Below are 24,612 nucleotides of genomic sequence, written 5' to 3'. Positions count from 1 at the left end.
CCTCTCAATGGTCCGGTTCGGGTTCGGGGTCGGCGCCGCCGCGCAGCCACGCGCCGGTACGCGCGTCGCGGATGGCGGTGGGGCCGGGGAGGTCGCCGCAGGCGGCCTGCAGGATGGCATCCACCCCGTCGCCGAAGCGATGTTCCACGCAGGACCAGTCGGTACAGGGCGCCTCTCCGGCGGGATTGGCGCTGGTGGAGACCAGAGCGCTCTCGGCGGCTGCACACAGTGCGCGGGCCGGAGGATGCGCGGTCACACGTACCGCCAGGGTCTCGTGCTCGCCGCGCAGCAGGGCCGGACACTCGGGGGCGGCCGGCCACAGCCAGGTGACTGGCCCCGGCCAGCTGGCCTCCACCCGGGCGCGCGCCTCGGCATCCAGGGGTGCCAGCCACCCGACAAGACGCTCCAGGCGGTCGCTGATCAGGATCAGGCCCTTGGTGCCGGGGCGGCCCTTCAGGGTGAGGATGCGTTCCACCGCGGCGGGCTCGTCCGGCCGGCAGCCCAGGCCGAACACCCCCTCGGTGGGGTAGGCCACCACACCACCGGCGCGCAGGATGCGCGCCACGGACTCGATGGATGTCGTGCCCCGCCCGGGGGTGGACGCGTCAGTCGGAACCACGGCCGCTGGCGGTAACGGTCTCGTCGCTGGGGGATTTTTCCGTGGAGTCGCCGTCGCTTCCGGCCTTGCCACCCGATTTCTTGCTGGTGGCCTTGCCGGTGGATTTCCCGCTGCCCGATGCACTCGATTTCGTGCCGGTGGACTTCGAACCCGAGGCCTTCGAACCCGAGGCCTTTGAGCCCGTGGATTTCGTTCCCGAGCTCTTCGTGCCTTTTTGGGTTGATGCTTTCGACCCCGTGGACTTTGACTTCGACGCGGTGGATTTCGAAGTGGTCGACCTGGTCGTGGAGGCCTTCTTCGTGCCGCCCGACTTGCTGGCCGCGGCCTTGCCGCCCTTGCGCCCGCGCCCCTTGCGTTCGGGGGCATTGGCGATCAGTTCCTGGCACTGCTCCAGGGTCAGCGACTTGGGATCGGTCTCCTTGGGCACCTTGGCGTTCTTGTTGCCGTCGGTGACATAGGGGCCGTAGCGACCGTTCAGCACCTGGATGCCTTCTTCGTCGAAGCTCTTGATGAAGCGTTCGGCGTCCTTTTTCTTCTTCTCCGCCACCAGTTCCAGGGCGCGCGGCAGCTCGATGGTCCAGACGTCGTCGTCCGGGCCCAGGGAGACGTACTTGGCACCGTACTTCACGTACGGACCGAAGCGCCCGATGTTCACCATCACCGGTTCGCCCTCGGGGGTCTCGCCCAGCTCGCGCGGCAGCTTGAACAGCTCCAGTGCCTCCTCGAGGGTGATCTTGTCCATCTTCTGCCCGGGCAGCAGCCCGGCGAAGCGCGGCTTCTCCTCGTCGTCCTTGGTGCCGATCTGCACGATCGGCCCGAAACGGCCCAGGCGCACACTGACGGGCCGCCCGCTCTTCGGGTCGGTGCCCAGCTCGCGCGACTGCACCGCCTCGGCGCGGGTGACGTTCTCTTCCTTTTCCTTGACCCGGTCGCGGAAATCGCCCCAGAAGTCCTCCAGCACCGGGACCCAGTCCTTTTCCCCGCGCGAGATCGCGTCCAGCTCGTCTTCCAGGTTCGCGGTGAAGTCGTAGTCGACGTAGCGATCGAAATGCTGGGTCAGGAAGCTGTTCACGATCCGGCCGGTGTCGGTCGGGATGAAGCGCTTGCCGTCCATCTCCACGTATTCGCGCGACTGCAGGGTCGAGATGATGCTGGCATAGGTCGACGGGCGGCCGATGCCGTATTCCTCGAGGGTCTTCACCAGGCTGGCCTCGGTGTAGCGCGGCGGCGGCTCGGTGAAGTGCTGGTCGGCGGTGACCTCGTGCAGCGCGACGGTGTCGCCCTCGGCCATCTCCGGCAGGCGCTTGTCCTCGTCGTCGTCCGCGCTGTCGTCGCGGCCCTCCTGATAGACCGCGATGAACCCGGCGTGGCGCAGGGTGGAGCCGGTGGCGCGGAAGCGGTGGTCGCTGTCGCCCGGGACCAGATCGGCGGCCACGGTGTCGAAGGTCGCGTGGATCATCTGGCAGGCCACGGTGCGCTTCCAGATCAGGTCGTACAGCCGGGCCTGGTCGCTGGTCAGGCGGTTGCGGACCTCGTCGGGGATGCGCCGCACCGACGTCGGACGGATCGCCTCGTGGGCCTCCTGCGCGTTCTTCGACTTGGTCTTGTACTGGCGCGGGCTGTCCGGGAGGTTGTCGGCCCCGTAGCGCTCTTCGATCAGGCCGCGGGCCTCGCCGATCGCCTCGCCGGCCAGCGCGACCGAGTCGGTTCGCATGTAGGTGATCAGGCCTTCCGCGCCGGAGCCCAGGTCGATGCCCTCGTACAGCTGCTGGGCGGTGCGCATGGTGCGGCTGGCATTGAAGCCCAGCTTGCGCGAGGCCTCCTGCTGCAGGGTCGAGGTGGTGAACGGCGCGGCCGGGTTGCGGCGGCGCTGTTTCTTCTCGACCTTGGCCACGCGCAGTTCACCGTTCGCGGCCTCGTTCAGGCGGCCCTGCGCATCGTGGGCGAGCTCGGCGCTGTTGAGGTCGAACTGGTTGAGTTTGTTGCCGTCCAGGTGGGTCAGCCGCGCGGTGAACGGCTGGCCCTCGCGTTCGGCCTTCGCGTCGAGCGTCCAGTATTCCTGCGGGACGAAGGCCTCGATCTCGTTCTCGCGCTCGCAGATCATGCGCAGCGCCGGGCTCTGCACGCGTCCGGCGGACAGGCCGCGCTTGATCTTGCGCCACAGCAGCGGCGAGAGGTTGAAGCCGACCAGGTAGTCCAGCGCGCGGCGCGCCTGCTGGGCGTCGATCAGCGGCTGGGCGAGTTCACGCGGCTGTTCGATCGCCTCCTGGATGGCCTTCTTCGTGATCTCGTGGAACACCACGCGGTAGACGTTGCGGCTCTCGAGCAGGCCGCGTTCGCGCAGGACCTCGTAGAGGTGCCAGGAGATCGCCTCGCCTTCGCGGTCGGGGTCAGTCGCGAGGATCAGGTCGTCGGACTTCTTCAGGGCCTTCGCGATCGCCTCGATCTGCTTTTCGCTGCGCTCGATCACGTCGTAGCGCATGCGGAACCCGTCCTCCGGGTCCACTGCCCCCTCCTTGGGCACCAGATCGCGCACATGGCCGTAGGAGGCCATGACCTGATACTCGGGGCCGAGGTACTTCTCGATGGTCTTCCCCTTGGCGGGGGACTCAACAATGACGAGGTGCTTGCTCATGGGGACTCGGGACCGTCTCGGTGGCGGCGGGTTCCGTGGGAGGCGGTGACGCCGGGGTCAGTGCAGATAATCCATCTCGGTGGGGCCGATATGGTCGCGCATGACCTCGTCGAGCCGGGAGTAGGCGACGGCGTCGTCCGGCTGGTTGAACAGCACCATCAGTACCACCCAGCGCAGCTGGTCGAGGTCGATCTCCTCGGCGTCCAGTTCCATCACGCGGTCCATCACCAGTTCGCGGGTGCCGGCGGTGAGCAGACCGTTCTGTTCCAGATTGAGGAGGAAGCCGCGGCTTTCCATGTTCAGGCGCTGGCGTTCCTCGGGGGCGAACACGCGGCAGGCTGCGCTGTCACCACCGCGGCTGGCCAGCGGGCTTTCGCTCATCAGTCGGTCCAGCCAGCCCAGGGCGCGCTCGATCTCCCCGGACGCAAAACCGGCTTCGACCAGCTGCCGCTGCAGCTCGCCGCGATCGGGTTCGGCCTCGGATTCTTCGTCGAGGGTGTGCTCGAACAGATACATGAGCACGTCCAGCACGCTTTCGTTCATGATTCGGGGGATCCTGCGTCGAGGCGCTGATAGCGCCCGTGATCGAGGGCGGCCACGCGGCCATTGAGTTCCAGTAAAACGAGAATGGATGAAAGCGTGTCGATGGTCAATTGAGTCCGGCTGCGCAGGGTTTCCATGTCCACCGGGTCGAAACCCATCGCCTGCAGGACCCTTTCGTGCTCCGGATCCACCGGCTCGGCGGGCGCCGGCCCCGGGGGTTGCGGGGCGGGCGGGACGCCCAGCCAGTCGGCCAGGTCGTCGAGGATCTCGCCGGCGGTCTCGACCAGTTGCGCCCCTTCGCGGATCAACCGGTGGCAGCCCCGGCTGACCGGGCTGAACACCGAGCCCGGGACGGCGTAGACCTGCCGGCCCTGTTCTCCGGCGAGCCGCGCGGTAATCAGCGAGCCGCTGTTGTCGCCCGCTTCCACCACCAGGGTCGCGAGGGCGAGCCCGCTGATCACGCGGTTGCGCTGCGGGAAGTGCCCGGCCTGGGCCTGGGTGCCCGTGGGCCAGAGCGACACGATCAGGCCGTGATCGGCGATGCGGTGCCCCAGCCGCCGGTGCGCGGCCGGATAGATGCGGTCGGGGCCCGTCGCGACCACGGCAGTGGTGCGCCCCTGCGGGGCATCCAGTGCGCCCTGATGGGCGGCGCCGTCGATCCCGCGCGCCAGACCCGAGGTGATGGTGACCCCGGCGCTCGCCAGCTCGCGAGCGAACTCGCGGGCCAGCTTGAGTCCCTGCGGAGTCGCGTCGCGGCTGCCGATGATGGCCACCTGCGGTGCGGTCAGCAGGGCCGGGTCGCCGTTGAGGAACAGCACCGGCGGGGGGTCGGGCAGTTGCGTCAGCAGCGGCGGATAGTCGGGGTCGTCGCGACACAGGATGCGGTGACGCGCGTCCGCGCGCTCCCAGGCCAGGTCGGCCGCCACGCCGGGGTGGTCATCGTCGGGGTTTTCCGGCGGGGCCACGCCGACGTCGGCGTCCCTCCACTGCCGGGCGGGCGCGGCCAGCGCGGCCTGTGGCGAGCCGAAGGCCTCCAGCAGGCGCTGGATGCGCCGTGGCCCCAGTCCGGGGGTATGCAAAAGACGCAGCCACGGCCCGGGGTCGACCCCGGCCGTGGCTGCGTCGTTGCGGGACTCGCGTTCCATCGCGGAATCCGCCCTGGTGGTCATGGCTTACGGATGGCGGACGGTGTACCCCTCGCGCAGCGTGCGCTCGGATTCGGTCACCAGCACGTAGGAGACCTTCTCGAAGGTCTTGAAGACCATCACCTCGCCGACCCGTTCTTCGGGCAGGTCCACGGACTCGTTGGTCCCGGCGATCGGATCGCGGACCGTCCGGCCGGCGGTGTAGGCGGCGAACACGTGGCCGTTCTCGATGCCGTCGCGCTCGCCGCGGTTGATCACCGCGGCCTGGTAGCGGCCGATCTGGCTGATCGCATCGAACAGCTTGATGACCTGGCCGTCGATGTCTTCCGGCGGACGGCCGATCTCGAACAGCAAGTCCTGTTCTTCCGCGAACGGAACCAGGCGGTCGCCGCGGATGGTCTCGCGTTCGCCACGGCGGATGTTCGCACGCGCCACGTGCCCGGGTTCGACGATCTCGGCTTCACCCACCGGGATGGTGGCGACGCCCAGTTCCTCGCCGGTGTCCGGATCCAGCAGCATCTCGTCGCGCCGGACGATGTGGTAGATCTCGTATTCTTCCGTGTCCTCGGCATTGCGGACATAAACCCGGTCGCCCGGGCCGTAGATCACGCGATCGTCGTCCGCGGCCACGATGTAGGGCGCCTGTTCCAGGGTCTCCTCGTCGAGGACCTGCGGCTGGAACATGAACGACTGCAGCGTGGAGATCGGCGGGGTGTCGTCGTCGAGCTCCTCCACGCGGACCTCCGGCGAGAGGCGCTTGGTCGGCCGCACGCGCGGGCCGCCGTCGACCGTGATGCGCGGTTCGCCGTCCACGTAGTGGATGCTCAGGACATCGCCCGGATAGATCAGGTGCGGGTTCTCGATCTCCGGATTCACCGCCCAGATCTCCGGCCAGTACCAGGGTTCGTCGAGGTACATTGCGGAGATGTCCCAGAGGGTGTCGCCCTTCTTGACGACGTAGCGCTCCGGCGCCGAGTCCCGGATCTCCGGGGTTTCCTCGGTGGCGGAGCCGCTGGCCTCCTGGCGTTCCCCGTTGTCCGGGGTGGCGGTTTCGGCAGTCCGGTTCTCGGGATCTTCCGTGCCGCTGCCGGTGTCGGTGTCTCCGGTGGCCGCGCAGCCCCCCAGAAACAGCGTTACACTGAACAGTACGCCCGGCAGCACGAAAGAGGTCGTGGTCGCTCTGGTTTTCAACATCATGGTTTCCCCTGTCAGGTCCGCACTCCCCGGGGCCATCCTGTGGCCCGGTCCGAATTCGGTGACGCTTCGGCGGATGATGCGGTCCAACGTTAGCAGAATTGACGGGACTGTACAGCACAAAGATTGAGGTTTTTCATGGCGAAGCGAGAAATTCTCCACTTTCCCGATCCCCGGTTGCGGCAGAAGGCCGAACCGGTCGCCGAGGTGGATGACTCCATCCGCACACTGGTGGACGACATGTTCGAGACCATGTATGCGGCACCGGGCATCGGCCTGGCGGCGGTGCAGGTGAACGTCCACAAGCGTGTCCTGGTGGCCGACGTCTCCGAGGACCAGAGCCAGCCCCGGGCCCTGATCAATCCGGAGATCCTCGAGACCCGGGGCGAGGAAGAGATGGACGAGGGCTGCCTGTCGGTGCCCGGTTATTACGAGAAGGTGCGGCGCGCGGACTGGATCCGCTTCCGCGCGCTGGGCCGCGACGGCCAGCCGTTCGAGGCCGAGGCCGACGGGCTGCTGGCGGTGTGCATCCAGCACGAGATCGATCATCTCGACGGCAAGCTGTTCGTGGATTACCTGTCCAGTCTCAAGCGCGGTCGCATCCGCAAGAAGCTGGAGAAGCAGGGCGCGCGCGCCGGCGGTTCCGGCAAGGCCGCGGTGCCCGCGGTCTGATGGCGGCTGCCGACAGGGACGCCCCGGCGCCGCGCATCGTGTACGCGGGAACCCCCGACTTCGCGGTTCCCGCGCTGGAGGCCCTGATCGCGGCGGGTCATCCGCCGGTCGCGGTCTATACCCAGCCGGATCGCCCGGCGGGCCGGGGCCGCAAGCTGCGTCCGGGGCCGGTGAAGCAGGCCGCGACGGCCGCGGGGATCCCGGTGGAGCAGCCGGAATCGCTGCGGGATCAGCAGGCGCGGGCGCGGCTGGCCGAATGGCAGCCGGACCTGCTGGTGGTCGCGGCCTACGGGCTGATTCTGCCGCGCGCGGTGCTGGAGATCCCGCCTCTGGGCGGGGTGAATATCCACGCCTCGCTGCTGCCGCGCTGGCGCGGGGCGGCACCCATCCATCGCGCGATCCTCGCCGGCGACGACGAGACCGGCGTGTGCCTGATGCAGATGGCCCCGGGGCTGGATACCGGCCCGGTGCACGCCTGCCGGCGCCTGCCGCTGGGGCCGCGTGTGACCACCGGCGAGGTCCACGACGCCCTCGCGCGGATGGGGGCGGAACTGCTGGTGGAGCGCCTGCCGGCGATCGCGCGTGGCGAGTCGGTGCCCGAGCCGCAGGACGACGCCCGGGCGACCTATGCCGACAAGCTCGAGAAGGACGAGGCGCGACTGGACTGGGATCAGCCGGCCGGCGAGCTGGACCGCCGCGTGCGCGCCTTCGACCCCTGGCCGGTCGCCTGGACCCGCATGCCGGACGGCGAGGCGGTCCTGCGCATCCATGCCGCCCGGCCCGTTGAGGCGGCGCAAGCGACGACCGTGACGCCCGCCGATGCCGCGCCGGGCACCATCGTCGCCGCGGGCGGCGAGGGCGTGGACGTCATGACCGGCGACGGCCTGCTGCGGCTGGAGCGCGTGCAGCTGCCCGGCCGGCGACCGGTGAGTGCCGCCGACTGGGCCAATACCGGTGATCTGACCGGTCAGCGACTCGGAGGTGATACCTGATGGCCCGCCAGCCTGCCCCCCGCCAGTGCGCCGTCGAAGCCACCGAACAGGTGGTGCTGCACGGGGCTTCGCTCAACAGCGTGCTGGAACCCGCGGTGGCGGATCTCCCGGTGCGCGAGGCGGCCTGGACCCGCGCTCTGGTGTACACCACCCTGCGCTGGTATCCGCAGCTGGAGGTGCTGGTGCGTGAAAGCCTGGACCGGCCACTGCGGCGCAAGGACGGCGTGATCGGCGTGCTGCTGGCCCAGGGGCTGGCGGAGATCCTGCATTTCTCCACCCGCGAGCACGCGGCGGTGCGCGAGACCGCCGAGACCGCGCGTCGCATCCACCGACCCGGGGCTGTGGGGCTGATCAACGCGATTCTGCGCCGGGCCCTGCGCGAGACCGATGCGCTGGAGGCCCGCATCGCCGAGGACCCGGTGCTGCGGCACGCCTGCCCGGCATGGCTGATCGAGGCGATCGAGGCCGCGTGGCCCGAGCGCGCGGAGGCCGTGCTGGGCGAGTTGCTGCGCGAGGCCCCGCTGACCCTGCGGGTCAATACCCGTCGCTGGAGCCCGGCCGATGCGCTGGCGGCGCTGCGCGAGGCGGGCTTCGAGGCGCGGCTGCACGACGCCCCCGAGGGCGCGCTGACGCTCGAGGCGGCCACCGACGTGACCGCGTTGCCGGGGTTCGGTGACGGCCGGCTGTCGGTTCAGGATGTCTCCGCGCAGTGGGCCGCGCATCTGCTGGCGCCGCGCCCGGGCGAGCGGGTGCTGGATGCCTGTGCCGCCCCCGGCGGCAAGACCGGGCATCTGCTGGAACGCGCCGACGGCGAGCTGGACCTGGTGGCCCTGGACAACGACGCCACGCGCCTGGAACAGGTGCGCGAGAACCTCGACCGGCTGCAGCTGGATGCGACGTTGACCGCGGCGGACCTGGGCGACACCGACACCTGGTGGAACGGGGAGCCGTTCGACGCGATCCTGCTGGACGTGCCCTGTTCCGCCACCGGCGTGATCCGCCGGCATCCGGACATCAAGACCCTGCGCCGGGCCGATGACATCCCGCGTCTGGCCGCCGAACAGGCCCGTCTGCTGCGCGCGGCCTGGGACCTGCTGCGTCCGGGCGGACGCCTGCTGTATGCGACCTGTTCCCTGCTGGACGCGGAAAACCAGGAAGTCGTGACCCCGTTCGTCGAGGCGACCGGTGACGCGCGTGCCGTGGAGACGGGCGCGGAAGGCCCGATTCCCGGGGCGTTGTCCCGTTCCTCCGGAGTGTCCATTCCGCCGGGGCTGGCCGGTGGCGACGGGTTCTACTATGCCCTGCTGGAGAAGGTCGCAGGCTGATGCGGAGGCTCGTCTGGCTGCTGGTGCTGGTGCTGGCGCCGGGGGTGGCCCCGGCGCTCGAGATCCGCGAGGCCAGTCACCTGTGGCTGGATGACACCACGTTGCTGGCGCGCCTGGACCTGGACATGGCCCTGCCCGAGGTGCTGGTGGACGCGCTGGAGAACGGCGTGACCCTGGGGTTCCGGCTGGAGGCGCAGGCGGAGCCCGACCGCATGCTGCCGGGGAGACCGCTGGTACGCGCGGAGAACCGCGTGCAGCTGCGCTACTACCCCCTCAACCGGCATTATCTGGTGACCTCGCGGGATGGCGAGCGCATGGAGCTGCGCCCCACGCTGGGGGATGCCCTGGAGCAGAGTGCCCGCCGCCTGGGGCGGATCCGTCTGGAGAACGTCCCCGAGGGATTGCGCGAGGCCCCGGGTGACCACCGCCTGAACGCCCGGCTGTCGCTGGACTACACCGCGTTGCCGCTGCCGTTGCAGCTGGACGCCGGCCTGCGCGGCGAACTCACGGCCCGTCAGGAGTGGTACGGATGGTCGCTCGACTGAAGAGCCTGCCCTGGGGGCTGCTGGGGATGATCCTGCTGTTCGTCCTCCTGCTGGCCTCGCTGCTGGTGATGGGGGACGCGGCCCAGCACCAGGCGCGTTTCGAACAGCTGTTCATCTGGCTGCTGGTGTTCCACGCCGGGGTGCTGATCGTGCTGGCCGGCCTGATCATCTATCAGGTGGTGCGCATGTTCTGGCAGTACCGCCACGGGGTGCCGGGCAGCCGCCTGACCCTGCGCCTGGTCGGCGGGTTCATGCTGGTCGCGGTGCTGCCGGTCTCGGTGGTGTACTACTTCTCCTACGAATTCCTCAGCGAAGGCGTGGACTCGTGGTTCGACGTGCGCGTGGATTCGGCGCTGGAAGACGCGCTGGAGCTGTCGCGCTCCTCGCTGGACCTGCGCGTGCGGCAGCTGGCCGAGGAGACCCAGGAGATCATGGAAGACCTGGAAGGTGTCTCCGAGGGCCTGATGGGGCTGACCCTCAACGATTACCGGCGCAGTCTGGGGGCCCAGGAGCTGACCCTGGTGGGCGCCAACAACCGCATCATCGCGTCGAGCACCGACAGCCCCATCCGCCAGCTGCCGTCACCGCCAAGCTCCGACATCCTGATGCGCGTGCGGCCGGGCCAGCCCTACTCGCGTCTGGAGCCGCGCCCCGATGACCAGCTGGTGATCCGTGTGGTGGCGACCACGGCCTCGCGCCGACCCGGCACCGACAACCGCATCCTGCAGGCCGTGTACCCCGTGGATCCGCGCATGAGCGCCCTGTCCCTGCGGGTGCAGGACGCGTTCGCCGATTACCGCGAGTTCGCCTATCTGCGCGGGCCGATCACCCAGGGCTTCATCTTCACCATGTCGCTGGCGCTGGCGATTTCGCTGATGGCCGCGCTGTGGGCCGGGCTGGTGGTCGCGCGGCGGCTGGTGCAGCCGGTGTCCGATCTGGTGCAGGGCACGCGCATGGTCGCCGCCGGGGACTACAACACCCGGCTGGAGGTGCGGCGGGCGGACGAACTGGGTTTCCTGGTGCAGTCGTTCAACGCGATGACCCGCACCCTCAGTGAGGCGCGCAACGAGGCCGAGCGCAACCGCCGGCTGCTGGATGCCGAGCGGGCCTATCTCGAGAGCGTGCTCAAGCACCTGCGTTCGGGCGTGCTGGCGTTGGACGGCAGCCTGCGCCTGCGCACCGCCAACGACGCCGCCGGCCAGATCCTCGAATGCGACCTGCCGGGCGCGCGCACCCGCGATATCGCCGAGGTTGGCCGCGAGTGCCCGCTGGTGCACCAGTTCTTCGAGGCCATCCGCGATCCGCTGGCCGGGCACGAGGCGGAATGGTCGCGCCAGGTGGTGGTGTTCACCCGCAGCGGGCGCAAGGTGCTGATGACGCGCGCGGTCTGGCTGCCGACCCCGGGCTCGGGGCGCGGGCTGCACGCGATCGTGTTCGATGACATGACGGAGTTCCTGAAGGCCCAGCGCGATGCGGCCTGGGGCGAGGTGGCGCGGCGCCTGGCCCACGAGATCAAGAACCCGTTGACGCCCATCCAGCTGTCCGCCGAACGTCTCTCGCGCCGGCTGGGCCGGGTGCTGGAGGGGGCCGACCACGAGGTACTGGAACGCGCCACTGGCACCATCATCCAGCAGGTGGAGGCGATGAAGACCCTGGTCAACGCCTTCCGCGACTACGCCCAGGCGCCCAAACTGGAACTCGGCCACACCGACGTGAACCAGCTGGTGCGCGACGTCTCCGAGCTGTATCTGGGCGCGGACGGCAGCTCGCGGGTGCATCTGGATCTGGGCGAGGGAATGCCGCTGATCCGTGCCGACGGCGGTCGCCTGCGTCAGTTGCTGCACAACCTGGTTCGTAACGCCATGGAGGCGGCCGAGGAGCAGGAGCGCGGCGACGACCTGGAGGTGTACGTCTCCACCGACCATGTCGAAAGCGCCTCCGGAAACTGGATCGAACTGCGTGTCCGGGATAACGGTCCCGGGATCCGGCCGGAGCTGCTGGAGCGCATCTTCGAGCCCTACACGACGCACAAGCCGCGTGGAACCGGGCTTGGACTGGCGGTGGCGCAGAAGATCGTCGAGGAGCACGGGGGTATCATCGAGTGCCATAATGATGATTCCGGGGCGGGCGGCGCGGTCTTCGTGATCCGCATCCCGGTGGACGAGGGCGGCCCGTCCGGGGCGTCCGCTGCCGAGGAGGAACAGCCGCAATGAGCGACGCCTACATTCTCGTGGTCGACGACGAGCCCGACATCCGCATGCTGCTGCGCGACGTGCTGGAGGACGAGGGCTACCAGGTGGCGCTCGCGGGCTCGGTGGCCGAGGCCAAGGCACAGCGGCGCAGTCGGCGGCCGGACGCCATCCTGCTGGACGTATGGATGCCCGACGGCGACGGGGTCTCCCTGCTCAAGGAATGGCAGGAGGACGAGGGAGCGATGTGCCCGGTGGTGATGATCTCCGGCCACGGCAATGTCGAAAGCGCGGTGGATGCGACCCGCCTGGGCGCCTACGACTTCATCGAAAAGCCGCTGACCATCGACAAGCTGCTGATCACCCTGAACAACGCGCTGGAGGCCGCGCGCCTGCAGCGGGAAAACACCGGCCTGCGGCGCCAGGTGGCCCCGGTGGCGGACCCGGTGGGCAGCAGCGCGGTGATGGTGAACCTGCGCGACCAGGTGCAGCGCATGGCCCAGCACGATACCTGGGTGCTGATCACCGGCGAGCCGGGGGCCGGCAAGCAGACCTTCGCGCGCATGTTGCACGCCCGCAGCGCGCGGCGCGAAAGCCCGTTCATCGTGGTCTCGGTGGGCTCGATGTCGGGCGACGAGGCGGTGGCCGAGCTGTTCGGCAGCGAGCAGGGCGAGCGGGTGCGCTATGGCCTGCTGGAGCAGGCCTCCGGCGGGGTGCTGTACCTCGACGAGGTTGCGGAGATGGACCTGCAGACTCAGGCGCGTCTGCTGCATGCGCTGGACACCGGGCGCATCACGCGCATCGGCGGGGACCAGCCGATCAGCGTGAACGTGCGCGTGGTGGCGGCCACCCAGCACGATCTGGGCGAGGCCGTGGAGCAGGGGCTGTTCCGCGAGGATCTCTATTACCGCCTCAACGTCCTGCCGCTGAACGTGCCGCCGCTGCGCGAGCACGCCGAGGACATCCCCGAACTGCTGGATTACCATATGCGCCAGCTGCATCAGCAGGAGGGCCTGCCGCAGCGCACGTTCCAGCGCCCGGCCCTGGAGTGCCTGCAGCAGTACCCGTGGCCGGGGAACGTGCGCGAACTGCGCAACCTGGTCCAGCGCCTGATGATCCTGGGCTCCGGCGACGAGATCACCCGTGACGAGGTGGACCGCACCCTGTCGGGGCAGCCGCGGCGGGCGGAAGAGGAGAGCGCCGAGGGGGTGGTGACCATCCCCGACCTGCCCCTGCGCGAGGCGCGCGAACAGTTCGAACGGGAATACCTGATGCAACAGCTGGAACGCTCCGAGGGCAACATGACCCGACTGGCCGAGCGGGTCGGTCTGGAGCGGACCCATCTTTACCGCAAATTCAAGGCGCTGGGCATCGATCCGCGCCGCGTGAAATCCGACGGCTGACGCATGAAACAGATCATCATCCTGGGGGCCGGTCAGGTCGGTCAGTCCCTGGCCGAGGCCCTGAGTGCCGACGGGATCGACATCACCGTCGTCGACAACCGTGCCGAACGCCTGGCCGAGCTGGAAGATCAGTTCGATCTCAAGACGATCCACGGCTTCGGGGCCCATCCGTCGGTACTGGACGCCGCCGGGGCGCGGGATGCCTCCATGCTGGTGGCGGTGACCGATTCCGACGAGGTCAACATGCTGGCCTGTCAGATCGGCTCCACGCTGTTCAACATCGAGACCAAGATCGCCCGGGTACGGGCCCGCGACTATCACGAGACCCCGGAACTGTTCGCCCAGGATGCGATCCCGGTGGACATGCTGATCTCGCCCGAGGCGATCGTGACCAGCCATATCCAGCGCCTGATCGAGCATCCCGGCTCGCTGCAGGTCCTGGAGTTCGCCGAGGGGCGGGTGTCGCTGGTGGGCGTGCGCGCCTACTACGGCGGGCCGCTGGTGGGCCACGAGCTGAAGAATCTGCGCTACGACATGCCGGGGGTCCATACCCGGGTCGCGGCGATCTTCCGTCACGAGCGTTCCATTCAGCCGGACGGCGACACTGTGGTGGAGGCCGATGACGAGGTCTTCTTCGTCGCGGCGAAGAAGAACATCCGCGCCGTCACCTCCGAGCTGCGCAAGCTGGAGAAGCCCTACAAGCGGATCATGATCGCCGGCGGCGGCAACATCGGCCGGCGGCTGGCCGAGGCCCTGAGCAAGCGCTATCGGGTGAAGGTGATCGAGCGCGACCCGGAGCGGGCGGATCAGCTCGCCCGGGAACTGCCCGGCAACGTGCTGGTGCTGCAGGGTGACAGCGCCGACGACCGCTTCCTGGAGGCGGTCAACGTCGAGCACAGCGACGTCTTCTGCGCGGTGACCAACGACGATCAGGCCAATATCTTCGCCGGGATGCTGGCCAAGCGCTCCGGCGTGCGCAAGGTGATGTCGCTGATCAACCGCCCGAGTTACGTGGATCTGCTGCAGAGCGGGACCATCGATGTCGCGCTGTCGCCGCAGCAGGCCACGGTGAGCGCCCTGCTGGCCCGGGTACGCGAGGGTGGGACCGCCACCGTGCATACCCTGCGCCGCGGCGCGGCCGAGGCGATTGAAACCGTAGTCAGCGGCGATTCGCGCACCTCGCAGGTGGTGGACCGCCGGATCGACGAGATCAACCTTCCGGAGGGGGCCAGCGTCGGTGCCGTGGTGCGCGACGACGAGGTCCTTATCCCGCACCACGACACGGTGATCCATTCGGGGGATCACGTCATCCTGTTCCTCACCGACCGTGGCAAGGTGAAGCAGGTCCAGCGCCTGTTCCAGCCCAGCCCGCTGTTCTTCTGAGCCGTCCGCCGTGCTCCATCTCGCCTCCACCGCGCGCCTGCTGGGGATCCTGCTCACGCTGTTCAGCCTGAGCATGCTGCCGCCCGCACTCGTCGGGTACATCTACGACGAGTCCACCGCGTACGTGTTCATGCAGGCGTTCATCGTGCTGCTTCTGGTCGGCGGGATGCTCTGGGGGCCGCTGTATCGCGCGCATCGCGAACTGCAGCCGCGCGACGGGTTCATCCTGGTGGTGATGTTCTGGCTGGGTCTGGGCCTGGCCGGGGCGACGCCGATGGTGCTCGACCCGCATCTGAACGTCAGTTTCACCGATGCGGCCTTCGAGTCGATGTCGGGGCTGACCACCACTGGCGCCACCGTGCTGACCGGGCTGGACGACATGCCGAAGGCGTTGCTGTGGTATCGCCAGCAGCTTCAATGGATGGGCGGCATGGGCATCATCGTGCTGGCAGTGGCCATCCTGCCGCTGCTGGGCGTGGGCGGCATGCAGCTGTTCAAGGCCGAAACCCCGGGCCCGATCCGCGACAACAAGCTGACCCCGCGCATCGCCGAGACCGCGCGCAACCTGTGGTACATCTACCTCGGCCTGACGGTGGCCTGTGCGGTGGCCTACTGGGTCGCCGGGATGGAGGTCTTCGACGCGATCGCGCATTCCTTCACCACCGTGGCGATCGGCGGGTTCTCCACCTACGACGCCAGCCTTGGCCACTTCGATTCCGCCGCCATCGAGGGCGTGGCGATCGTCTTCATGCTGATCGCCGGGATGAACTTCGCGGTGCATTTCCTCGCCCTGCATCGTGCGTCGGTCGCGCCCTATCGGCGTGACGAGGAGCTGCGCACCTACCTGATCCTGATGGCCTCGGCGGTGGCCGTGGTGGTGGCCTACATGCTGGTGACCGGCTTTGCCGCGGACGGCGCGGACGCCTTCCGCCGGGCCGCGTTCCACGTGGTGTCCATCGGCACCACCACCGGTTACGCCACCGACGACTTCTACCTCTGGCCGGGGTTTCTGCCGGTGCTGCTGATCTTCCTGTCGTTCGTCGGTGGCTGCACCGGATCCACCGGTGGCGGCATCAAGGTGGTGCGCGTGCTGCTGCTGATGAAGCAGGGCATGCGCGAGGTGAAGCGCCTGATCCATCCGCATGCGCGCATCGCCGTGAAGGTCAACGGCAAGGAGGCCCCGGACCGTGTGGTGCAGGCGGTGTGGGGCTTCCTCGCGGCTTATGTGATGGTGTTCGTGGTGATGATGCTGGCGGTGATGGCCTCGGGCCTGGATCAGGTCACGGCGTTCTCGGCGGTGGCGGCCACCCTCAACAACCTCGGCCCCGGCCTGGGCGAGGTGGGGCCGAACTTCCAGTCCATCAACGACTTCAGCAAATGGGTGCTGATCCTGGCCATGCTGATGGGGCGGCTGGAAATCTTCACCGTGCTGGTGCTTCTGTCCCCGGCGTTCTGGCAGCGCTAGTCTGGGCGGGTATTCACGAGACAGGAGGTCGTCCATGTCGCAGATGGTCGAACGTTTCCAGAACATGCTGGACGGAGGCGAGGACTCCGCGATGCTGCGCTTCTCGCTGGGCAACGCCCTGGTGACCGATGGCCAGCAGGAGGCGGCGGTTGAGCACCTGGAGCGCGCGCTGGAGCTGGACGAGGGCTACTCCGCGGCGTGGAAACTGCTGGCAAAGACCCTGGTGGCGCTGGAGCGCCCGCAGCGTGCGCTGGAGGTCTGCGAGCGGGGCATGGCCATCGCCGAGGAGAAGGGCGACCTGCAGGCGGTCAAGGAAATGGAGGTCTCCGCGAAGCGCGCCCGCCGCCTGCTGGAGGCCGGAGGTGATGCGGACACATGAGCCGTGACGATGCCCCCGGGGAGGAGGCGGACGTCGGTGCCTACCGGGCGCCGCTGACCGCGCGGCATTTCGCCCCCCGCTACTGGCTCACCTGGGTTGGCGTTGCGCTGGCCTGGGTGCTGCAGCAGATCCCGCGTTCGGCGGTGCAGGCGCTGGCCCGGGGCATCGGCCGCCTGCTGTACCGCCGCTCGGGGCGCAGCCGCCGGATCGCCGAACGCAACCTCGAGCTGTGCTTCCCGCAGCTGGATGCGGCCGAACGCGAAGCGCGGCTGGCCGCTTTCTACCGCTACCAGGCGCAGACCGTGCTGGACTACGGGCTCCTGTGGTTCGGCAAGCCCGGCGAGCATGCCTCGCGCATCCGGGTGGACGGGCTGGAGCACTACGAACGCGCGCGCTCCGACGGGACACCGGTGATCATCCTCGCCCCGCACTCGCTGGGGCTGGATTACGGCGGGGTGCGCATGAGCCAGATGTACGACGGGGTCTCCTTCGCCAAGCCGATGAAGAACCCCGTGCTGGAGTGGATCAACCACCGCAGCCGCACCCGCTACTCCGGGGACATCTTCGCCCGCGAGCAGGGGCTGCGCCCGGCGATTCGCCAACTGCGTCGCGGGCGGTTCTTCTATTACCTGCCGGACGAGGACCTGGGCGCCGACGGCGCGGTGTTCGTGGATTTCTTCGGTGTATCCAAGGCTACGCTGACCGCTCTGGGACGGCTGACGCGCATGTCGCGGGCGGTGGTGCTGCCGAGTTTCGCCTGGTACGACCTCGCCCGTGACGAATACGTGATGCGCCTGTGGCCTCCAATGGAGGGCTTCCCCTCGGGCGACGACGCGGTCGACGCACGGGCCATGAATGCCGCTATCGAACGGGGCGTGGAACAGGCCCCGGCGCAGTATCTGTGGACCCTGCGCCTGTTCCGCACCCGCCCCGAGGGCGAGCCCCCGCTCTACTGATCCATGCCCGAGGGCGACACCAATTATCGACCCGAGCCTGACGATACGCCGTGGCTGCTGCGCACCCACCTCGGGATGTGGGGCACCTGGTACGAATACGCGCGCGGAGCCGTGAACGGGGTACGGGCACACGCCGGAACCCGGAAGGCACGGTTCCGGACCAAAGAAGAAGGATTGACGGGAGGAGCATCATGATGAAACCGGTTCACGTTGTGCGTCGCAGTCTGGCCGCGCTGGCCGCCGGGAGTTTTCTCGTCGCGGGATGTTCCGGAGCCTCGGCGCCGTCGCCCGAGGCGGTGGAGGCGTCGGCCGACGGGCTGTCGGTGGAGATTCTGCACGAGGGGCTCAATCACCCATGGGCCATTGCCTTTCTGCCCGATGGCTCGGCGCTGATCAGCGAGCGCCCGGGCGCGCTGCGGCATTTCCCGGCCGGCGACCACGGCCCGGATTTTTCCGGCCGGGGTGAACTGGTGCCGGGGCTGCCGGATGACCTGCGGGCGCGCAACCAGGGCGGGTTGCTGGATCTGGCCCTGCATCCGGAATTCGCCGACAACCGCTGGCTGTACTTCACCTATGCGGCCAGCGTGGACGGCGGGCTGACCACGCGTCTGGCGCGCGGGCGTCTCGAGGACGGGGCCCTGAGCGACGTCGAGACCCTGTTCACCGCCGAGCCGGGCGTGCGGGGCGGGCGCCATTTCGGCAGCCGCATCGTGTTCGACGACGACACTCACGTGTTCATCAGCGTCGGCGACCGCGGGGACCGCCACCAGGCGCAGGATCCGTCCAACCACATCGGTACCATCATCCGCCTGCACGACGACGGCTCGGTCCCCGCGGACAACCCGTTCGTGGATGACGCCGACCGGCGTGACGAAATCTGGGCGTATGGCGTGCGCAACTCGCAGGGCATGGTGATGGACCCCGAGACCGGCACCCTGTGGGAGAACCAGCACGGGCCGCAGGGCGGGGACGAGGTCAACATCGTCGAGCCGGGCAACAACTACGGCTGGCCGGTGATCACCCATGGCGAGGAGTACGGTGGCGGCCAGATCGGGGAGGGCATCACCGAGAAGGAGGGGATGGTCTCCCCGTTGCACCACTGGACGCCGTCGATTGCGCCTTCCGGCATGGCGATCCTGCGGGATCCGGCCTTTGCCGAGTGGGACGGCGACCTGCTGGCGGGCGGGCTGGCCCACCGTACCCTGCGCCGTCTGACTTTCGATGATCGCGAGCTGGTCAGCGAGGTGGAGGTGCTGCCCGATCTGGACCGCCGGGTGCGCGACGTGCGCGTGCACGACGGCGCGATCTGGGTGCTGACCGACCATAACCCCGGCGAGCTGCTGCGGCTGCGCCCGGGCGGCGACCACGGCAGCGAATGATGTTCGGCGACTGGATGCAGCCGCAGATGGTGGAGCCCGAGAGCGCCCTGCCCGGCCGGAGCGAGGCCATGCCGGTGCCGGAACGCCATGCGGTGCTGGGGACCCCGCTGGCGCCGCCGTACCCCGATGGCATGGAAATCATCCACTTCGGCATGGGCTGCTTCTGGGGCGCCGAGCGACTGTTCTGGCAGCTCGAAGGGGTGTATTCCTCCAGCGTGGGTTACGGCGGCGGGTACACCCCCAATCCGACCTACCGCGAGGTCTGCAGTGGCCGGACCGGCCATGCCGAACTGGTGCGGGTGGTGTTCGATCCACGCGCGGTGTCGACAGAGACCCTGTTCCGCACCTTCTGGGAGGGACACGACCCGACCCAGGGGATGCGTCAGGGCAATGATGTCGGGACCCAGTACCGTTCCGGGGTGTACACCGTGGACCCGGCCCATTACGAGGCCGCGCTGGCCAGCCGCGAGCGTTTCAACACCGCGCTGCAGGCGGCGGGACTGGGACCGGTCACCACCGAGATCCGCGAGCTGGAGGCGTACTACTTCGCCGAGGAGTATCACCAGCAGTATCTGGCGAAGGTTCCGGACGGCTATTGCGGCCTGGGTGGCCTGCGCGTCGCCTATCCGTCCCCGGTCTGAGCGCGCTCGCGCATGTCGCGCAGCACGATGCGCGCACCGGTGACACGACCCTCGACCATTTCGGGCACCCCGCTGGCCTCGGCGGGGATTTCCGTGCCGTCCGGGATCCGCAGCCGGATGCGGCCTTCACTGAGGGGGGCTCCCTTCAGGAGTGACTCCAGGGCCTGGTGGCCGCCCTCATCGTCGGGCGGGTCCGGGATCAGTTCGCGAAGGTCCGGTGATTCCAGGCCCTCAAGGGCGGACCCCAGCCGCTCGTGGGCTGTCCGGTTGAGTTCGCGGATTCGGCCCTGCGGGTCCAGCAGCAGGATGATGTGCGGCGCCTCGTCGAACAGCCGGCGGAAATGCAGCTGGGATGCCTCCAGCGCCCGTTGCGTGTCCTTCAGGTGGGTGACGTCCACCAGGCTCATCACCACCGAGGAGGTGTACTCGGATCCGACCTGATAGGGGTGCATGGTCAGCAGATACCAGCGGCCCCGTCCCAGGTGTACTTCACGTTCCGCCGGCTGCCGCTCCCGCTGCACCTGGCATGCGAGTTCCGGCAGGTCCTGCGCTCCCAGCCGCCGACAGACCTCCGCCAGATGGCCCCCGATGTCGCCGTCGGTGATCTGGCAGACCTCCGTCAGGGCCGGGGTGTAGCGCCGGATTCGCAGCTGGCTGTCGAGGAACAGGGAGGCAATGCCATTGGCCGAAAGGAGGTTGTCGAGATCGTTGTTGAGCTCGTAGAGCTCGCTGATCTTGCTCTGGTATTCGGCGTTGACGGTGTGCAGTTCCTCGTTGACCGACTGCAGCTCCTCGTTGGTGCTCTGCAGCTCTTCGTTCGACGCCTGCAGTTCTTCATTGGACGCCTGGAGTTCTTCGTTGGCGGTTTCCAGCTCCTCCACCGTGGCCTGCAGGTTCTCCCGCGTGAACTGCAGTTCGGCTTCCAGGTCGGCGATGCGCTGCTGGGTCTCCTGGTCAAGGTCGTAGACGACGGCCTCGTCGCTGGAAGAGGCCTGCTGGTGCTGCGGCCGGATGACCACCGCAGCCAGCGGTGTCTGGCCCTTGTGTGTCGGCAGCGGGAGCATGCGCAGCTCCACGACCTGTTTCTCTTCGCGCAGGCGCAGATGAACGTTGCTGTAGCTGGTGCGTTCACCGGTTTTGAACACTTTCTGCAGCCCGGTGGCCAGCGGGGTGGCCAGGTCCGCGGTTGCCAGGCGGGTAATGTCGTGGTGCACGCGGCCCGTGGGCATGTGGAGATAACCCTCGGGGTTGCCGACCACATGGCGCAGTTCCAGGTCCTGGCTGACGACCAGAATCAGGGGCAGGATCTCTTCGCCCAGGGTTTCTACCAGGCGTCCGAGCAGTCGTTCTTCCTCGTGTTCCTGGCGGGCGGCGCGACCGGACGGCCCGGAGGGGCTCGGCCCCGTGCGCATGCTGTGTTCGCGGGATTCCTGGTTGGCGGGCAGACGGCGCTTGCCCCGGGTCCGGAAGATCCGCAGTTTCTGGTCGACGGGTTCGTAGGTATCGGGCGCGTCACCCACGGTCTCGCTGTTGCCGAGGACGAGGACACCGTCCGGGCTCAGGGAGAAGTTGAACAGGTCCAGGACCTTTTTCTGCAGCACGGGCTGCAGATAGATCAGCAGATTGCGGCATGACACCAGCTGGATGTTGGTGAACGGGGGATCCCGCAACAGGTCGTGCGGGGCGAACACCACCATCTCGCGGATCCGGCGGGCAATCTGGAACTGCTCGTCCTGGCGCTGGAAGTACTTGGCCAGCAGATCCGGGGGCAGATCGGCGACGATGCTCTCGGGATAGATCCCGCTGCCGGCGTTCTGCACGGCATTGCGGTCCACGTCGGTCGCGAAGATCTTGACGTCCACGGTGAGGCCGAGGCGGTCCATGACCTCGCGGGTGATGATGGCCAGGCTGTACGCCTCCTCGCCGGTGGAGCAGCCGGCGACCCAGAAGCGCAGGCCCCCCTTGCCACTGTTCTCGATCAGCCCCGGCAGCACCGATTGCTCCAGATACTCCCAGACCTCGCGGTCGCGGAAAAAGCTGGTGACACCGATCAGGAGTTCACGCCGCAGGGTGTTGACCTCATCGCGATGGCGCTCGAGATAGCGGGCATAGTCCCGCAGTTCGCCGATTTCGTTGACGGTCATCCGGCGCTCGATGCGGCGCACAACGGTGCTGGATTTGTAGAAGGTGAAGTCGATGCTGGAATCCTCGCGCAGCAGCGCGAAGATCCGGGTGAGGGCATCCTCGTCGGTGACGATGACACCGGGGCCCTCGGCCTTGGCGGAATGCGGATGCTGCACGAAAGACTGCAGCAGGCGTGGCATCTCCTCCGGTGGCAGCACGAAGTCCGGGAGGCCAGTGGCCGCGGCGCTGCGCGGCATGCCATCGAACTTGGCCGAATCGGCGGACTGCGCCATGATCATCCCGCCCTGTTCCTTGATGGCGCGGATGCCGCGGGTGCCGTCGGACCCGGTGCCGGACAGGATGACGGCGATCGCGCGTTCGCCCTGATCTTCCGCGAGGGAACGGAGGAAGACATCGATGGGAAGATTCACGCCACGGCTTGCATCCTGCTCGCTGAGGATCAGCTTGCCGTGGAACAGCGTCAGGTTCTTGCGCGGCGGGATCAGATACACCTGGTTGGCGGCCACGGTTTCGCCGTCTTCGGCACGCTGTACCGGCATCTCCGTGTGCCGCGACAGCAGTTCGGCCATCAGGCTCTTGTAGTCGGGCGACAGGTGCTGAACCACGACGAAGCTCAGGCCGCTGTCGGGCGGCATCTGCTGGAAAAACGCATCCAGGGCTTCCAGCCCGCCTGCGGAGGCGCCGATCCCGACGATGTAATCGGGTGTGCTCACGTGGGATCTCCGCATTGCGAGGGTGAGGATGGCCCGTCCCGGTGGAATTCTTCGCACCAGCGGGCACAGTCGCTGGCAGGGAGCGGGGGAATGTAGACGTACCCCTGAATCAGGTCGCAGCCCTGATCCCGCAGAAGTCCCAGTTGTTCGCAGGTTTCCACGCCCTCGGCGAGGAAGTGCATGTCCAGATGCCTGGCCATGGTCATCACCGTGTTGACGATCGCCAGGTCACAGGTGTCCTCCGGCAGGCCGCGGACAAAGCTGCGGTCCAGCTTGATGATATCGATCGGCATGTGGCGCAGCCTCCCCAGCGACGAATGGCCGGTCCCGAAGTCGTCCAGGGCGACCCGCACCCCCAGGCTGCGCAGATCGTGGAGGGTGGAGATGACGGAGCTCGCATCGTCCCGGAAATGGTCCTCGGTCGCTTCCACGACCACGCGCGTCGGTTGCACTCCGGTCTTCGCGAAGGTGTCGCGGAGATCCCCCGCGGTCAGGCCGTGGAGCTGTCGGGGAGAGAAATTCACGGCCAGCCACAGCTCTTCGGCACCGGGGAATGCCCAGTCGCGCAAGGCATTGCAGGCCTGCTCCAGGGTCCAGCGGGCCACCTCCGCGCCGAGGCCGAGGTTCTCGAGGATCGGGATGAACTCCAGGGGCGAGATCGAGCCGTCGAAGCCGTCCCATCGCATCAGGGCCTCCACGCCCGCCACGCGCCCCTGCCGGGTATCCACCACCGGCTGGAAGGCGAGGCTCAGTTCGTTCCGCCCCAGGGCGTGCCGGAGCTGGTTCTCGAGCGATACCCGCCGTTCGAGCTGGCGATTCATCTCGGGGGCGAAAAAGGCGTACTTCTGTCCGCCGTCCTCCTTGGCCTGATACATCGCGATATCGGCGTGCTTGGCGAGTTCGCTGCAGGTCGAGCCGTCCCGCGGGAACAGGGCGATGCCGATGCTTCCCCCGGAGATGACTTCGTTACCGTGAATGTGGAACGGGCGCCGCAGGGCCGCGAGGATGTCGCCGGCCACCCGTCGGGCGGTCTGCATCGCCGTCTCCTCGTCGTCCAGTTCGCACAGCACCACGGTGAACTCGTCGCCGCCCAGCCGCGCGACCGTATCGGAGGGGCGGATGACCTTCTGCAGCCGTTCCGCTGCCTGCTGCAGCAGCTGATCTCCGGCCTGATGACCCAGGGTGTCGTTGAGGGTCTTGAAGCCGTCCAGGTCCAGATAGAACACGCCGACCATCCTGCCGTCGCGTTTGGAGCGCATCAGGCCGTGCTTGAGGCGTTCGTGCAGCAGGGTCCGGTTGGGCAGGCCGGTAAGGGCATCATAGAAAGCAAAGCGTTCGACATCCTGTCCCGTCTGGCCGTGATCACCGATGTCGGAAAAGATCCCGAGGTAATGCCGGATGTTCCCGTCCCGGTCGGTGACCGCGTTGATCTTCAGCCACTCCGGGTAGATCTCGCCGTTCTTGCGCCGGTTCCAGACCTCTCCCATCCAGTGGCCTTCCTCCTGGAGCCGGTTCCACATGTGCTCGTAGAAGCTGCGGTCATGGCGCCCCGACGAGAGCAGACCCGGAGTACGGCCGACGACTTCGTCTTCCTGATATCCGGTGACGATGGTGAATGCATGATTGACCCGCTGGATGCGGGCACGGGCGTCGGTCACGATGATGCCTTCGTTGCTTTCCTCGAACACCGTGGCGGCCAGACGCTGATGCTGTTCGGCGCGCTTGCGGGCCGTGACATCCACCATGGCCAGACGGAAACGCAGACCCGCCGGGTCGTGGTCCGGGGAAAGGCTGACCTGCACGTGCAGTTCCGACTGCTCGGGCGTGTTGAGTACCAGCTCGAAATCCTCCGGCGGGGTGCCGTGTCCGGCGGCGGCCAGAAGCTGGTGGAACGGCTCGCGGCTGGAGGTGTCGAGGAACCGCCGCAGTGGCTGCTGCAGCAGATGGCTGCGTGGCAGTCCCAGCATGCGCGTCGCGGTGCGATTAACTTCCACCGTTTCCCCGTTGGCATCGAGAACCAGGAATGCCACGGGGGCAAAGTCGAACAGATCCTGATAGCGCTGACTGGCTTGAGCCAGGGCCTGCTGCGTCTGCCGCAGTTCCTCGTTCTGGGCGTGCAGCTCTTCCTGGTGCAGGCGCAGTTCTTCCAGGGTCCGTTGGGCACCTTCCTGTTCGGTTTCCAGTTCCCGTATGCGCTCCCGCGCCTGCTCCAGGGTTTCCGGGAGCGGCGATTCTCCTTGCGCTTGTTGCTCGTCGGTCATCGGAGCGTACCCGGGTCGCGGGCCCGCC

Annotated in this window: 19 protein-coding genes; 12 read left to right on the top strand and 7 right to left on the bottom strand. The window is 68.1% G+C overall.

What is annotated here, in order from left to right; translation table 11 throughout:
- Positions 1-4: 4 nt before the first annotated feature.
- The 5 genes from G020_RS0108530 to G020_RS0108510 are packed head-to-tail and all read right to left on the bottom strand — an operon-like array spanning position 5 to position 6,136.
- Complete coding sequence (locus G020_RS0108530) at positions 5-574, bottom strand: L-threonylcarbamoyladenylate synthase (RefSeq protein ID WP_024329308.1); 570 nt, start codon at positions 572-574, stop codon at positions 5-7.
- 31 nt (positions 575-605) lie between these two features.
- Entirely contained in the window at positions 606-3,254 is a 2,649-nt protein-coding gene (locus tag G020_RS0108525) for a DNA topoisomerase I (RefSeq protein WP_024329307.1), read from the bottom strand.
- Positions 3,255-3,311: 57 nt separating this feature from the next.
- Entirely contained in the window at positions 3,312-3,797 is a 486-nt protein-coding gene (locus G020_RS0108520) for a DUF494 family protein (RefSeq protein ID WP_024329306.1), read from the bottom strand.
- Positions 3,794-4,942 (bottom strand): DNA-processing protein DprA, encoded by a 1,149-nt coding sequence (gene dprA, locus G020_RS0108515; protein ID WP_018946673.1) that lies wholly within the window; start codon positions 4,940-4,942, stop codon positions 3,794-3,796. The genes G020_RS0108520 and dprA overlap by 4 nt, the downstream gene beginning before the upstream one ends.
- 27 nt (positions 4,943-4,969) lie before the next feature.
- Positions 4,970-6,136, bottom strand: a complete 1,167-nt coding sequence (locus G020_RS0108510; RefSeq protein ID WP_018946674.1) for a LysM peptidoglycan-binding domain-containing protein — start codon at positions 6,134-6,136, stop codon at positions 4,970-4,972.
- Between the two features lie 138 nt (positions 6,137-6,274).
- On the opposite strand from G020_RS0108510, the gene def reads away from it, so the two are divergent.
- From def to msrA, 12 genes are all read left to right on the top strand, one after another.
- Positions 6,275-6,808, top strand: coding sequence for a peptide deformylase (gene def / locus G020_RS0108505; RefSeq protein ID WP_024329305.1), 534 nt, complete (start codon positions 6,275-6,277; stop codon positions 6,806-6,808).
- The gene (gene fmt / locus G020_RS0108500; protein WP_024329304.1) at positions 6,808-7,800 is read left to right on the top strand and encodes a methionyl-tRNA formyltransferase; all 993 of its coding nucleotides are present in this window, start codon (positions 6,808-6,810) and stop codon (positions 7,798-7,800) included. The genes def and fmt overlap by 1 nt, the downstream gene beginning before the upstream one ends.
- On the top strand, positions 7,800-9,125 hold the full coding sequence (rsmB, locus tag G020_RS0108495) for a 16S rRNA (cytosine(967)-C(5))-methyltransferase RsmB (RefSeq protein ID WP_024329303.1): 1,326 nt from the start codon (positions 7,800-7,802) through the stop codon (positions 9,123-9,125). The genes fmt and rsmB overlap by 1 nt, the downstream gene beginning before the upstream one ends.
- A complete protein-coding gene (locus tag G020_RS0108490; protein WP_024329302.1) occupies positions 9,125-9,670 on the top strand; it encodes a DUF4390 domain-containing protein in 546 nt (181 codons plus the stop codon). The genes rsmB and G020_RS0108490 overlap by 1 nt, the downstream gene beginning before the upstream one ends.
- A complete protein-coding gene (locus G020_RS0108485) occupies positions 9,655-11,883 on the top strand; it encodes an ATP-binding protein (protein ID WP_018946679.1) in 2,229 nt (742 codons plus the stop codon). The genes G020_RS0108490 and G020_RS0108485 overlap by 16 nt, the downstream gene beginning before the upstream one ends.
- A complete protein-coding gene (locus tag G020_RS0108480) occupies positions 11,880-13,262 on the top strand; it encodes a sigma-54 dependent transcriptional regulator (RefSeq protein ID WP_018946680.1) in 1,383 nt (460 codons plus the stop codon). The genes G020_RS0108485 and G020_RS0108480 overlap by 4 nt, the downstream gene beginning before the upstream one ends.
- Positions 13,263-13,265: 3 nt before the next feature.
- The gene (gene trkA, locus G020_RS0108475) at positions 13,266-14,645 is read left to right on the top strand and encodes a Trk system potassium transporter TrkA (RefSeq protein WP_024329301.1); all 1,380 of its coding nucleotides are present in this window, start codon (positions 13,266-13,268) and stop codon (positions 14,643-14,645) included.
- 10 nt (positions 14,646-14,655) lie between these two features.
- Entirely contained in the window at positions 14,656-16,110 is a 1,455-nt protein-coding gene (locus G020_RS0108470; protein WP_024329300.1) for a TrkH family potassium uptake protein, read from the top strand.
- A 34-nt stretch (positions 16,111-16,144) separates the two neighbouring features.
- The gene (locus tag G020_RS0108465) at positions 16,145-16,489 is read left to right on the top strand and encodes a tetratricopeptide repeat protein (RefSeq protein ID WP_018869187.1); all 345 of its coding nucleotides are present in this window, start codon (positions 16,145-16,147) and stop codon (positions 16,487-16,489) included.
- Positions 16,486-17,445: a lipid A biosynthesis acyltransferase gene (locus G020_RS0108460; RefSeq protein ID WP_024329299.1), complete on the top strand. Its 960-nt coding sequence runs from the start codon at positions 16,486-16,488 to the stop codon at positions 17,443-17,445. The genes G020_RS0108465 and G020_RS0108460 overlap by 4 nt, the downstream gene beginning before the upstream one ends.
- 191 nt (positions 17,446-17,636) lie before the next feature.
- Positions 17,637-18,824 (top strand): PQQ-dependent sugar dehydrogenase, encoded by a 1,188-nt coding sequence (locus G020_RS0108455; RefSeq protein ID WP_024329298.1) that lies wholly within the window; start codon positions 17,637-17,639, stop codon positions 18,822-18,824.
- Complete coding sequence (gene msrA / locus G020_RS0108450; protein ID WP_024329297.1) at positions 18,824-19,465, top strand: peptide-methionine (S)-S-oxide reductase MsrA; 642 nt, start codon at positions 18,824-18,826, stop codon at positions 19,463-19,465. The genes G020_RS0108455 and msrA overlap by 1 nt, the downstream gene beginning before the upstream one ends.
- Here the strand turns inward: msrA and G020_RS0108445 are convergent.
- The gene (locus tag G020_RS0108445; RefSeq protein ID WP_024329296.1) at positions 19,447-22,323 is read right to left on the bottom strand and encodes a chemotaxis protein CheB; all 2,877 of its coding nucleotides are present in this window, start codon (positions 22,321-22,323) and stop codon (positions 19,447-19,449) included. The genes msrA and G020_RS0108445 overlap by 19 nt on opposite strands.
- Entirely contained in the window at positions 22,320-24,584 is a 2,265-nt protein-coding gene (locus G020_RS0108440) for a GGDEF and EAL domain-containing protein (protein ID WP_024329295.1), read from the bottom strand. The genes G020_RS0108445 and G020_RS0108440 overlap by 4 nt, the downstream gene beginning before the upstream one ends.
- Positions 24,585-24,612 lie beyond the last annotated feature (28 nt).

The sequence above is a fragment of the Thioalkalivibrio sp. ALR17-21 genome, assembly GCF_000420185.1.
Taxonomy (GTDB): domain Bacteria; phylum Pseudomonadota; class Gammaproteobacteria; order Ectothiorhodospirales; family Ectothiorhodospiraceae; genus Thioalkalivibrio; species Thioalkalivibrio halophilus.
Note: the sequence above shows the minus strand (reverse complement) of the source record. Positions and strands in the feature narration are given on the sequence as shown.